The organism is Natronospirillum sp. (assembly GCF_022565775.1).
Classification (GTDB): domain Bacteria; phylum Pseudomonadota; class Gammaproteobacteria; order Pseudomonadales; family Natronospirillaceae; genus Natronospirillum.
In genome coordinates, this window is the sequence record NZ_JAIUMC010000009.1 from 1 (window position 1) to 12,707 (window position 12,707).

The following is a 12,707-nucleotide window of genomic DNA, read 5'->3' on the forward strand; positions in this document are numbered from 1 at the left end:
CTGCTGTCATCCTGCTGGCGACCACCACGGCCCTTGCCGCCGCCGCGCTGCTCGGTTTGACCGGTGCCTCTGTTGTCAGAGCCGCTGGGCCTGTTGTTGCGACCGCCGCGACGGCGGTTATTGCCGCCACTGTCGGCAGTTTCCGGCTTGTCGCCCTGCTGTGCGTTGCGACCACCACGGCTGTCCTGGTTTCGGTTGCCACCCCGGTTGTTGTTGCGGCCGCGGTTGTCCGATCCGCGCCGCGCCTGGCTGCTGCCACCGCGATTCTGCGCGTTACCGCTGCGCCGATCAGTACGAGCCTGGCCAGAGCGCGAGTCGTCCTCGTTGCTGCTACCGCCGAACAGGTTACCGACCCAACTGCCCAGTCGGCTCATCATGCCCGGCGTGCTGGCGGCCGGGGTTGTTCTTGCGGCAGGTGTTGTTGCCCTGGCTACCGGTTCTGCCGCTTTGGGCGCCGGAGCTGGAGCCGGGGGTGCCATCACACCCGAGAGGGCTGCCTCTTCAGGCTTGTGGCTGCGCTCCAGAACGGCTTCCTGCTCAACCGTGGATTTGTCTTCCAGCTTCACCGCATAAGACGGTTCATCGGTCAGCGTTTCATCGTCGTCGCGGATACGCGTCACTTCGTAGTGTGGCGTCACCATGTCCGGGTTGGGAATGACCACAACCTGAACTTTCTGTGTGGTTTCAATGCTGGCCAGGTTTTCCCGCTTCTCGTTCAGCAGGAAGGTTGCCACCGGCATCGGAACGATACAGCGCACCTGAGCGGTACGTTCCTTGAAAGATTCTTCTTCCATCAGACGCAGAATGGCCAGCGACAGTGACTTGACGTCACGGATGACGCCATGACCTTCGCAGCGCGGGCAGACTACACCGCTGGTTTCACCCAGAGAGGGGCGCAGGCGCTGACGGGACATTTCCAGCAGACCAAAGCGGGAAATACGGCCAATCTGAACACGCGCCCGATCCGAGTCGGTCGCATTTTTCAGGCGATTTTCCACTTCTTTCTGATTGCGGCTGCTCGACATGTCGATGAAATCGATGACGACCAGGCCACCCATGTCACGCAGGCGCAGCTGACGAGCAATTTCGTCCGCTGCTTCAAGATTGGTGTTCAGGGCGGTTTCTTCGATGTCGCCACCTTTGGTGGCGCGCGAGGAGTTGATATCAATTGCCACGAACGCTTCGGTGGGGTCAATCACGATCGACCCACCGGAAGGAAGCTTGACCTCACGCTGGAAGGCAGACTCGATCTGCGCCTCGATCTGGTAGCGGCTGAACAGCGGTACCTGATCTTCGTACAGTTTGACCTTGGCTTCAAAGTGCGGCATGACCTTGCGCACAAAATCCAGCGCATGATCGTAAACCGCCTTGTTGTCGATCAGTACCTCGCCGATGTCCTGGCGCAGGTAGTCACGAATGGCGCGAATAATGACATTGCTTTCCTGCAGTATCAGGAAGGGAGCAGGGCGCTCCTTGGCGGCACTGTCGATGCTTTCCCAGAGTTGCATCAGGTAGTCCAGATCCCACTGCAGCTCTTCGGCCGTACGACCAATGCCGGCCGTGCGCACGATGACACCCATGCCGTCCGGAATGGTGACACCGCGCAAGGCGTCTTTCAGTTGCGCCCGTTCTTCACCTTCGATGCGGCGCGAAATGCCACCGGCCCGAGGGTTGTTCGGCATCAACACCAGATAGCGACCCGCCAGGCTGACCAGACTGGTCAGAGCAGCGCCTTTGGTGCCGCGCTCTTCCTTGTCTACCTGGACGATGACTTCGGTGCCTTCGGCAACCACTTCCTTGATGTTCACACGACCCTGAACATTCGGGTCCTTGAAGTAGGTGCGGGCGATTTCCTTGAGGGGAAGGAAACCGTGTCGGTCCGAGCCGAAATCGACGAAAGCAGCTTCAAGGGAGGGTTCAACGCGGGTGATTCGACCTTTATAGATGTTGGCTTTCTTCTGTTCGTGAGAGCCGTTTTCGATATCGAGGTCGTAGAGGAATTGACCATCAACGAGGGCGACCCGGATTTCTTCCGATTGGGTCGCATTGATCAGCATTCTTTTCATAGAGAAACTGTACTCTTTTCCATGATTTAACGGAGAGAGCTACAGTCTCGCGGTCTGAATGCAGAATGCTCATGGGTTCAGAACCAGTCTGAACAGAGCCGGGCAGGTGGTTCGAGCGGCCCCAATAACACAGGGGCAGGCCCGACCAACAGCGGGAAAACTGTCAGGGGACGGTGAAGGTCACGGCACAGCGGGGCTGTTTTAACCTGCCGGGCTCCGGGAAATCAGCGCGCCTGCCCGGCGGCCTTGGCCGCGGCGGGGGAAGAAACGATGTTGTCCAATCGACGTGCAATCCGGCTGCGAAATCTGGCATTGGGGCCGCAGGAATCCGTGTCTGACCGTCCGTATTTCATTCAGTGAACCGAAGACTGTAGCTCGGTTTTATTTTGGGTGGCCCGGCCCTTGCGTACATCCCAGTCAGTTGCGCTCAAGGCGTTGATCAGGGGTTCCAGCCAGGGGCCGAGCAGACCACTAAAATTGCTTTTTGCTTTCCAGTCCACAGGGTATGACGGCATGTTCTTGGCCGGTACCTCTGCGACTCTCAGCAATATATCAGAAAATGCCTATACAGCAAACGGCAGACTGCTATTATACGCGCCATGTCTGAGACCCCTACCACCCGATCCGGCTCGGAGAAGCCCGCAGCTCAGGTGCGTTATGTTCGAATTGACGCTGGACAGGAAGGTCAGCGGCTGGACAATTTTCTGCGCAATGAGTTGAAAGGTGCCCCCAAAAGCCTGATTTACCGCATCATTCGCAAGGGCGAGGTGCGCGTGAACAAGAAGCGCGCCAAACCGCTGCAGAAGCTGTGCATCGGCGATGATGTCAGGGTGCCTCCCGTGCGGCTGCAACAGAGCGATGTGCCGCCACCGCCTTCGGAACAACTCAGCCAGACGCTGCGTGATCGAATCCTGTGGGATGACGATGCCTTCATGGTGGTCGACAAACCCAGTGGGTTGGCCGTGCACGGTGGCAGCGGCATTACGCTCGGGCTGATAGAAAGCCTGCGCCAGATTTTCCCCGAATACCGACACCTCGAACTGGTACACCGTCTGGATCGTGAAACCTCCGGCTGTGTCATGATTGCCAAAAAGCGCAGCGCCTTGCGTTCCCTGCATGCCATGCTGCGTGAGCACCATATCGACAAGCAGTATCATTGCATCGTGCATGGCCGCTGGCCTGAGCATCAGACGCGCATCAATGTACCGCTGCGCAAGCAGGTGCTGCAATCCGGTGAGCGCATGGTCAAACCGCAAGCAGACGCCGGAGAGGGCGCCAAGCGCTCTGATACCCGTTTTGCCGTCGTCCAGTGGCTGCCTGGCGCCGACTTGACTCTCGTGCTGGCCAGTCCACGCACCGGGCGTACGCATCAGATCCGGGTGCATGCCCAGGTTGCGGGTCACCCGATTGTCGGAGATGACAAGTATGCGACCAGTGAACAACTGACCGCAGCCAAGTCGCTGAAGGTAAAACGGCTGCTGCTGCACGCCAGCGCGCTGAATTTCCGCCACCCGTTGACCGATGAACCGGTATCGGTTGGGGCTCCGCTGCCGGAGGCCTTTACCCGACTGCTGGAGCCCGAGACCCCGAATACACCTTGAACGCCGTCTGACAAAGGAAGACACCATGGTAGACGACAACGAAACCTGGGACCGCCGGCCCCGCCCCGAGGGTGACAGTGCCGGTCAGAATAATCCTGGCAAGGCCCAGGACAGTCCGGCCAGGGCATCGCGCCGCGAAGCGAAAGAATGGCAGTTGATCGAGAAGATCGTGCTGACGCACAGCAATGAACTCAAGCGCAGCCGACGCTGGGGCATACTGTTCAAGTCGCTGACCTTTATCTACCTGTTCGCGCTGCTTTACTTCCTGGTCATCGCCCCCGGCACCATGACCCGGGGGCCGGTGCAGACCGGTGGCCATATGGCCATCGTGGAAATGCACGGTCAGATAGCGGACAACTGGGACATATCCATGGAGACCCACCGCGAGCCGCTGCTGGATGCCTTTGCCCATCCTGATACCCAGGCGGTGGTGCTGGACATCAATTCTCCCGGTGGCAGCCCGTTGCAGGCGCACCTGCTGTATGAACTGATCAACGATCTCAAGGCCGAATACCCGGATATCCCGGTGTATGCCGTGGTAGGCGAGATGGCAGCCAGCGGAGGCTACTATATCGCCGCAGCGGCCGATGAAATCTATGCCGGCGGATCAAGCCTGGTGGGCTCCATCGGGGTGATCTCCGGCAGTTTCGGTTTTGACCGCGCCCTGGAGGAGTTGGGTATCGACCGGCGCATTTATACCGCCGGCGAAAACAAGGCTTTCCTGGACATGTTCACTCCGGAGAACGAGGAGGCGGTCGCGCATTGGCAGACCGTGCTCGACAGTGTGCATGATCAGTTCCTGGAGGCCGTTATTGCCGGCCGGGGCGACCGTCTTGACGACAGCAATCCGGATGTTCTCAGCGGTTTCCTGTGGTCCGGCCGACAGGCGGTCGACAACGGGCTTGTTGATGGTATCGATTCCATCTACAGCCTGGCCAACCGCCTGGAAATCGAGGAACTGCTGTACTTCGATCCGAAACGCGACCCCTGGCGCCAGATTCTGGATGACCTCGGTCTGGCTGTCGGGCAGGGTATTGGCAATGCCATTCAGGCCGACCGATGGTTTGAACTGAGGTAGCGTGCCATGTCGACAATAGCATGGACCCCTGAACCGCCTTACTACGCTGTGATTTTTACCTCGCATCGGACCCAGGGCGACAATGGGTACGGGGAAATGGCGGAGCGCATGGTTGAACTGGCCTCCCGGCAGCCGGGCTTCCTGGGTATCGAGTCCGCTAGAGAGGAGGTTGGCATTACGGTGTCCTACTGGGCAGACCTGGAATCCATCAGGGCCTGGAAGAGAAATGCCGAGCACCTTGAGGCCCAGTCGAAGGGTCGAAAGGCGTGGTATTCAGAGTTCAAGGTAAGAGTTGCCAGGGTCGAGCGTGACTATGGTTTCTGAGCCAATGGCCCTTGCAACCTGCTCCAGAGTCGAAATCTCCCTGTTGTGTCCTGAAACCCAGGCAGTGAGTGCCGCATGAAAAAACAGCGCATCGCCGTCGTCGGAGCAGGCACTGCAGGGCTCGCCACTGCAACTCTGCTTGGTCGTCAGGGTCACGCGGTTACTGTTATTGAACGGGCCAATTCGCTTGGCGCCGTCGGGGCAGGATTGCTGCTGCAACCTTCGGCCATCAGTGCCTTGTCGGAGATGGGCTGTCTCGAGCACATGCAGCAGTATGGCCAGAGAATCGACGCGCTCTTCGGGTGGACGCGGTCTGGCCGGGCGATCATGCAGGTTGAATACGCCCACCTTGGCGAAAAGAATGATGTGTTCGGTCTGGGTGTTCATCGGTCTGCTCTGTGCCATGTGTTGGATACTGCGCTGGAGACAGTGCCTCATGACCGCTGGTTTGGATGTGAGGTATCGTCCATCGGGCAGAGCGATCGGGATGCGGTGGTCGCATTTCGCCGTGACGCAGAGATTCATCGGGAAGCTTTCGATGCGGTAGTGATAGCCAATGGCAGTGCCAGTCAATTGCGCCCGCCAGCGCTGGTTCGCTTTGACCGCGAATATCCCTGGGGTGCGATGTGGATGATTCGCCCGTTGACGGAGAATCTGGCCGCATTGAACCGGCCTCATCTGCAGCAGAAGTATGACGGCTCGGCGGTCATGGTGGGCGCATTGCCAACGGGTTGCATTCCGGATGCAGACGGGACGCCGATGCTGAGCCTGTTCTGGAGTCTGCCGGTTTCGGAGATATCGGACTGGCGCGCCGGGCGCATTGATCTGGCGCTCTGGAAAACACAGGTGATAGCCTTGTGGCCGGAACTCGAGCCGCTGATCAGTGCCATCGCCAGTCCGTCCGAGTTGCTGCCCGCGACCTACAGAGATGTCATCATGTCGCGATGGGCTCAGGGGCGCGTTGGTGTTATCGGAGACGCTGCACATGCAATGAGCCCGCAACTGGGGCAGGGCGCCAATATGGCGTTGCTCGATGCCACGGCCTTGGCATCAGCCGTGCGACAATGCGAAAACTGGGACGAGGTTTGGGGCCAGTACTATAGGGTCAGACAAGGGTCGATCCGTTTCTACCAGCGCATGAGCCGGTTCCTGACGCCCCTGTTCCAGTCCAGAATGGTTGGTGCCGCCCGGGGGCGTGATTTGGCGTTACCCCTGTCACACAGGATTCCCTGGGTGCGCCGGCAGATGGCAGAAACCGTCGCCGGTAGAAAGCAACGGTGGATTTTGTAGTTAACAATCGGAACAGTCTGACATCTCAACGCACCCCTGTGGCCATACCTTTCGTCGTTCCTTGCCTGTTTCAATACAGGTAAACGGCACCACTGTTGCTGGCCGTATTGTCGTTGAGGTTTCCGCCAATACCTGTGGCATTGCTGTTTTCGCGAGAAGACCCGACTGCCATGAGTTTACCATCACCCGAAAGAGCTACTCGCCGTCCAAACGCGTGACCTGCCCTTGTATTGGAAGCCTTGACATAGGACTGCTGCGACCATGTATCGCCATTTCGAACAAAAACATAAACTGACCCACTGTTGGCGCTGTCGTTATTGTTTTGCTCACCATTGATGCCGATGGCATTGCTGTTTTCATCAATTGCACCGACTGCCAGCGTATCACCGTCAATTGAGAGCGCCAGCCCCTCACCAAACTGATTTCCGGTTGCGGTATCGGAAGCTTTCACATAAGCCTGCTGTGACCAGGCTCCGCTGCTCCTGGTAAATACATAGACTGCGCCGCTATTGGTCGCATCACTATTGTTCTGAGTACCATCAATGCCTGTAGCGTTGCTGCTTTCTCCCGTTGCCCCGACTGCCAGGGTATTGCCATCTCCCGAAAGCGCGACGCTGATGCCGAACTCGTCACCCGCCGCAGTATTGGACGCCTTGACGTAGGCTTGTTGTTGCCAGTCCTCGCTATCGCGGGTAAACACGTAGACGGCGCCACTATCCGGTTTGTTGTTGTTGTCCTGATTGCCGTCAATGCCTTCGGCGTCACTGTCTTCCTGGTATGCTCCAACAGCCAGGGTATTGCCATCGCTCGACAGCGCAAGACTATATCCAAACCGGTGACCTTCTCCGGTATTGGAGGCCTTCACGTAAGCCTGTTGTGACCAGAAGGCACCCGTGCGAGTAAAGACATAGACCGCGCCACTACTTGCGGCATCGGTATTGCTCTGGTCACCATCTATGCCTGTGGCATCACTGTCTTCAATCCGCGCACCGACCGCAAGGGTATTGCCATCGTCCGAGAGCGCTACCGAGAATCCGAAGTGGGCACCAGAGTCAGTATTGGAAGCCTTGACATAGGCCTGTTGTGACCAGACCTCATTGCTGCGGGTAAAGATATACACTGCGCCGCTATTGTTGGCATCGCTGTTCTCCTGGTCGCCGCCGATGCCTGTAGCATCGCTGTTTTCCCGCATGGCTCCCACAGCCAAAGTGTCGCCGTTATGTGACAAGGCGACACTGAATCCGAATTCATCTCCGGCACTCGTGTTTGATGCCTTGACGTAAGCCTGCTGTGACCAGGTACCATCGGAAAGAGCAAAGACATAAACTGCGCCGCTATTGCTGGCGTCGCTGTTGGTCTGGTCTCCGTCGATCCCGCGGGCATCGCTGTTCTCTCGGTGAGCCCCTACCGCAATCGTCTTTCCATCGCGCGAAACCGCTATGCTGACGCCGAAATTGGTAGATTCAGACGTATTGGAGGCCTTCACGTAGCCTACCGCCTCGGCCAGTGTCCCGCTGACATGTACCGCACTGGAATCGCTGCAGCCACCGCTGTTGCAGGCCTGGAGTATATAGCTGGCGTTGATGCGTCCCGGCAGAAACACATCCAGCTCATGTTCTGTAGTGTCGGCGTCAATAGTGGCTATCTCGGTATAGCCTGATTCGCCATCCGGATTTTCCAATAGTCGGTACTCCGTTTCATCCGAAACGTCTGACCAATTGAAGCTGAAGGTCTTGATCGCTTTTGGGGTGAGGGTCAGAGTGGGAGCCTCTGGAGCTGCCGTTGTTGATTCCGTTTCGTTGTCTTCGACTTCATCTTCACTACTGCTTCCGCTGCCACCGCAGGCGGATAAGCAAAAAAGCACAATTCCAAGCAAGCCAAGTCGAACGAAAGGGGGCGAGTATCGGAGGTGCTCGCTAAATCGAGTACATACTGACGGATGACCGTTTACCATTAATTTCACCATTATGAGTCGATTCACCGCATAGCCTGATCAGGATAATCACTGGTAGGAAGTGGCAAACATAAAATAGAAGTAGAAGCTGTTTACTGCTGTACATTGCGGGATATGTATCGCTCAGGAAATAGTGCAAATGCACTATGGCAGCTTCTGTATGGACCAACAGCACTGGCTGCTTTCGCTTTGCATGCGTGCCTCTGAACTCATGTACACGCATGGTGTTAGGTGAATAGATTGAAAAGCGCTTTTGTTGCACACATACTGCGCGCGTTGTTTTGCCCAATGGAAGTGGATCAGCCTATGTGCCTCGCTGGGTCAGTATGGAGGCTGTGTCAGCTGCATTTGAATAGGGAGGCCTGAAGCCAATGATCAAGCCATTGACGCCTGATAATGTAAGAGCGGCTATTGATGCCCTCGGGCTGGATATCCGTGTGGAAACTTTCGACACCTCGACTGCGACTTCACAGGAGGCGGCCGATACGCTGGGAACAGCGCTGGGCAGCATCGTGAAGAGCCTGTGCTTTCTGATCAACGACGAGCCGATAATGGTGCTGGGCGCCGGGGACCAGCGGATGGATGACCGCAAGCTGGCGGCTTTGCGCGGTGTTGGCCGCAAGAAGGTCAAAATGGCCACACCGGATCAGTCGATCGAATTCAGTGGCTTTGCGCCCGGCGGTGTGCCGCCGATTGGTCATCGAGTACCCATGCCGATCTATATCGACAATACACTGGCCCGCTTCGAGATTGTGTATGCGGCAGCCGGCGCGGCCGACACCATTTTCCGCATTCCTTATGAGCATTTGCTGGCGGTCACCGAAGGAGAAGTGGTTGATGTGGCACGCAAGGGCTGATCAATTCCGGAAGCTTCGAAGCTTCAGCCCACAATGAGTGACCTGTCCGACGACATTGCGGTCTGGTGTGTGATGCTGACCAGCCAGCGAAAGTAGTCTGGCTGGCAAGGGTTTTGATTGTAATGGTATAAAGAATAATCGTCACAAGAGCAAACTTCGAATGACTCCTCTTCGATATGCGACAGTTCTGCAGGTTTTGTTTCCTCGCATACCTGCAGAGTGGAAAGAGGAGTTTCTGGATCATGAGCGCCGACAGGCCCGGCGGATAGCTGTGGTTGCAGCAGTGCTGACATTGCTGGCACTTCCGGCTTTCCAGCTGTTCGAGCTCATATTTTACCGCGATACCCCGGCGTTCGGGCTGCACAATGCGCTCTGGCGAATACCGGTAATGGGCGTGGTCCTGCTGATACTGGTACTGCGCTGCTCCCGGCCTAATGGCAACTGGCCCAGACCCTTGTTGCAGTTGTTCGCTATTGCTCTGTTGCTCATGACGAGCGGCATGGTTGCCATAGCTCTGATGTTGGAACATGCTGCCCTTCACTACACCCTGCAGGGCCTGATCATCAGCCTCGCTGCTGTTTCCATGGCTGCCATCCGCGGGCTGCAGGATCTGCCCGTTATCTACGGTCTGCCGATGCTCGCCTTGATCATTGTGACGCAGCTCAATAATGTACCCCTTGGACAGCTGGCAAACTATCTGATAAATCCCGCCATGATGATTGTTGTGGGATCGGCTATCGCCGGGCTTCTGTATCATGGCGCAGTTTCTGCATTTCTGGCTAACCAGCACTTGCGCGAGGCCGCCACGACGGATCCGCTTACTGGCTTGCTGAATCGACGTGCCATGAGTGCCGAGTTGGCCATGGCTGTGTCGCACCAACGGCGCCACAACCAGAGCTTTGCCCTGATCATGGCGGATCTGGATCATTTCAAACAGATTAATGACGCTCATGGCCATGATGTGGGTGACGAGGTGCTGATCGAGCTGGGCCAGCGCCTGAAAAAGGCGGTCCGCCTGGAAGACAGGGTTGCACGCTGGGGCGGTGAAGAGTTTCTGCTGCTGATTCAGGAAGTCGAAGAGAAGGCTGCTTTTGACGTCGCTGAGAAGATTCGTCTGGCAATTGGGAAGACCGCGTTTGTCACCAGTGCTGCAGAACTCGATGTGACTATCAGTCTGGGCTTGGTTCTATCCGACTCAGGTGGCACAGTGGATGGACTCATTACGATGGCGGACCGGGCGCTTTATGAGGCAAAGCGCAATGGCCGCAATCGCACTGAAGTCATGAGCAGACAGAAAACATGAAGGAAGAAAGTTGGCGGAGCGGATTAGCTGTCGTCTAGTGTCCTTGAGGATTTTGGTGCTGCCCGATTCGCTGCGGCTCGTTGTCCAGACAGACGTCGCCACCGCTGACCGGCCAGTATTTCAAAGGTACCGAGGCAGGATCCCTTACAACGATGCTGAATCATCAATTTTCAAGGACAAATTGTAGTGATGACATGGCCGCAAAGCCTATGGATCAAAGCCACTCCGGTACTGTTTGTGCTGCTGTGGAGCACGGGCTTCATAGGGGCGAAATTCGGGCTGCCCTACGCTGAACCCTATACCTTTCTCTTTGTGCGCTTCATCTGCACGCTGGTGCTGCTTTATGTGCTGATTCGCATACTGGGTGAACATTGGCCCACTGAACCCATGCTCTGGTTTCATATCGCCGTGGTCGGTGTGCTGGTGCACGGCATCTATCTGGGCGCCGTGTTCACGGCCATCGGGCTGGGAATGCCAGCCGGAGTCACGGCGCTGATTGTGGGTCTGCAGCCTCTGGTGACAGCGGGTCTGGCCAGATCCTGGCTGGGTGAGCAAATCAGCCGGCGGCAATGGGTCGGCATTGTGATGGGTCTGATCGGTATTGTGCTGGTGATGGGGGAGAAGCTTGATCTGGCCAACCCCGAAGCACTGTTCGTCGGGTTTGGCTGGGCAGCAGTGGTGTCCGCGTTTTCTGCATTGCTCGGCATTTCAATCGGGACCATCTATCAGAAACGCCATTGCACAAGCATGCCTCTGATTACCGGCACCTTTATTCAGTACCTGGGGGCTGCCGTGGTGCTGGGTGTCGGGGCGATGCTGTTTGAAACGCGTGAAATAGAGTGGAGTCCAACCTTCATCGGGGCCTTGCTCTGGCTTATTTTCGGATTGTCTATTGCGGCGATCCTGCTGCTGATGACGTTGATTCGCCGGGGTGAAGCTTCTCGGGTTGCAAGCCTGTTCTACCTGGTGCCGCCGGTAACCGCTTTGGAAGCGTGGATTTTGTTCGGTGAGCGGCTTGGCCCGATGGCTCTTATCGGCATTGCGGTGGCGGTCAGTGGTGTGGCGCTGGCCGTAAAACAACAAAAAAAGAGCTGAGGCGGGAATAGCCTCAGCTCTTTCTTGATTCAGCCAATCAATCCTTCGTTCGGTTCAGACGGCGTTCCTTGCCTACTGAATCGAGCGCGTTGATCACTGGTTCATTGAAGAGTATTCGCTGACCGGACGATCAGAGTCCAATTCCGCATAGCTGTCGGAATCATAGTCTGGACGCATGTCTGCTTCGCTCTCGTTGAAATTGGCACGCACCTGGTCTTCATTCACTGAAGTCAGTTCACTCAGTGGAATGACAAACTCGTGTGATCCGATGCCCAGAACGCCACCATGAGTGACAACGGCATAGGCTTCATCATCGGTCAGACTGCCGACAATTTCACTGATGTCGCCGATTGACTCACCATCCGCACCGATGACTTCCATGCCATTCAGTTCATCAGGTGTCATGCTCATCAGGGTACTGTCGCCATGGTCGCCCATGCCGTCCATGCCATCATCCGAACCGAATTCTTCATCATTCCAGGTGTCGTCGGACTGCTCGTCCTGAGACTGCGAATCCATGGGTTGTTCGGCATCGAGATCTGAATCGATGTCATGAGTGTCTGACCAGGCCGGAGCGCTCATCAGGGCGGCCACTGCAGTGGCTATAAGTGTCTTGCGATAAAGTTTGTTCATCATGATTTCCTTTGCTTGACGTTCAGATAGGCTCAACCATCCCTGCACCTTGGTGCCTGTCTGCGGATGTTTACCACATGGTGGCTGAGCTGCGTGAAGTCTTGCAGAACCTCACTGAGTGCTCTGTTCGTTGACGCACGCTGCGCCAGAAATACAGCGCAATGGGTTGTAAAAGACTCAGCGCTCTTCCGGCAATGCTGAAGCAACAGAGGTCAGTCAGAGGTGCTTTTTTCAGAAGGTATGGATTCAGCTGAATCAGTGGATGCGGAGTTTGACGGCAAGGGCGCACCCTCAGAGGTGAACTCGTTTTCCGCAGCGTTCTCGTCGACTCGCTCTGCAGGTGACAGGGGTCGAGTAGGCCGCGGTACAATTTTTACCAGAGAGAGAATTTTCATGGGTTTACCTGCTCATTTTGAGGGAGACCCGAAGCCAGGCAATGTCCAGGCCTGGACGGATCTCAAGGTGGGGCTATCCAGAACTGTTGCGTTTGTTGGCCCTGGCCATCA

10 protein-coding genes are annotated in these 12,707 nt (G+C 56.7%); 7 read left to right on the forward strand and 3 right to left on the reverse strand.

Annotation, left to right across the window (positions count from 1 at the left end):
• Positions 1 to 2,066 (reverse strand): ribonuclease E (rne, locus tag LAT62_RS03600; RefSeq protein ID WP_293379094.1); only part of this gene is annotated, 2,066 nt, incomplete at its 3' end.
• Positions 2,067 to 2,665: 599 nt separating this feature from the next.
• Between rne and LAT62_RS03605 the strand changes: the two genes are divergently transcribed.
• The 4 genes from LAT62_RS03605 (at position 2,666) to LAT62_RS03620 (ending at position 6,359) form a co-directional block, all read left to right on the forward strand.
• Entirely contained in the window at positions 2,666 to 3,667 is a 1,002-nt protein-coding gene (locus tag LAT62_RS03605) for an RluA family pseudouridine synthase (protein ID WP_293379097.1), read from the forward strand.
• Between the two features lie 25 nt (positions 3,668 to 3,692).
• Complete coding sequence (locus LAT62_RS03610; RefSeq protein ID WP_293379100.1) at positions 3,693 to 4,745, forward strand: S49 family peptidase; 1,053 nt, start codon at positions 3,693 to 3,695, stop codon at positions 4,743 to 4,745.
• A 6-nt stretch (positions 4,746 to 4,751) separates the two neighbouring features.
• Positions 4,752 to 5,069, forward strand: a complete 318-nt coding sequence (locus LAT62_RS03615; RefSeq protein ID WP_293379103.1) for an antibiotic biosynthesis monooxygenase — start codon at positions 4,752 to 4,754, stop codon at positions 5,067 to 5,069.
• A 75-nt stretch (positions 5,070 to 5,144) separates the two neighbouring features.
• The gene (locus tag LAT62_RS03620) at positions 5,145 to 6,359 is read left to right on the forward strand and encodes an NAD(P)/FAD-dependent oxidoreductase (protein ID WP_293379106.1); all 1,215 of its coding nucleotides are present in this window, start codon (positions 5,145 to 5,147) and stop codon (positions 6,357 to 6,359) included.
• Between the two features lie 70 nt (positions 6,360 to 6,429).
• Here LAT62_RS03620 and LAT62_RS03625 read toward each other — a convergent pair whose 3' ends face one another.
• Positions 6,430 to 8,235: an FG-GAP repeat protein gene (locus tag LAT62_RS03625; protein WP_293379109.1), complete on the reverse strand. Its 1,806-nt coding sequence runs from the start codon at positions 8,233 to 8,235 to the stop codon at positions 6,430 to 6,432.
• 449 nt (positions 8,236 to 8,684) lie between these two features.
• Between LAT62_RS03625 and LAT62_RS03630 the strand changes: the two genes are divergently transcribed.
• From LAT62_RS03630 to LAT62_RS03640, 3 genes are all read left to right on the forward strand, one after another.
• Complete coding sequence (locus LAT62_RS03630; protein WP_293379112.1) at positions 8,685 to 9,170, forward strand: YbaK/EbsC family protein; 486 nt, start codon at positions 8,685 to 8,687, stop codon at positions 9,168 to 9,170.
• Positions 9,171 to 9,330: 160 nt separating this feature from the next.
• Positions 9,331 to 10,473: a GGDEF domain-containing protein gene (locus tag LAT62_RS03635; RefSeq protein WP_293379115.1), complete on the forward strand. Its 1,143-nt coding sequence runs from the start codon at positions 9,331 to 9,333 to the stop codon at positions 10,471 to 10,473.
• Between the two features lie 189 nt (positions 10,474 to 10,662).
• A complete protein-coding gene (locus tag LAT62_RS03640; RefSeq protein WP_293379118.1) occupies positions 10,663 to 11,568 on the forward strand; it encodes an EamA family transporter in 906 nt (301 codons plus the stop codon).
• 93 nt (positions 11,569 to 11,661) lie between these two features.
• Here the strand turns inward: LAT62_RS03640 and LAT62_RS03645 are convergent, their stop codons facing one another.
• Positions 11,662 to 12,204 (reverse strand): PRC-barrel domain-containing protein, encoded by a 543-nt coding sequence (locus tag LAT62_RS03645; RefSeq protein WP_293379121.1) that lies wholly within the window; start codon positions 12,202 to 12,204, stop codon positions 11,662 to 11,664.
• Positions 12,205 to 12,707: the final 503 nt, after the last annotated feature.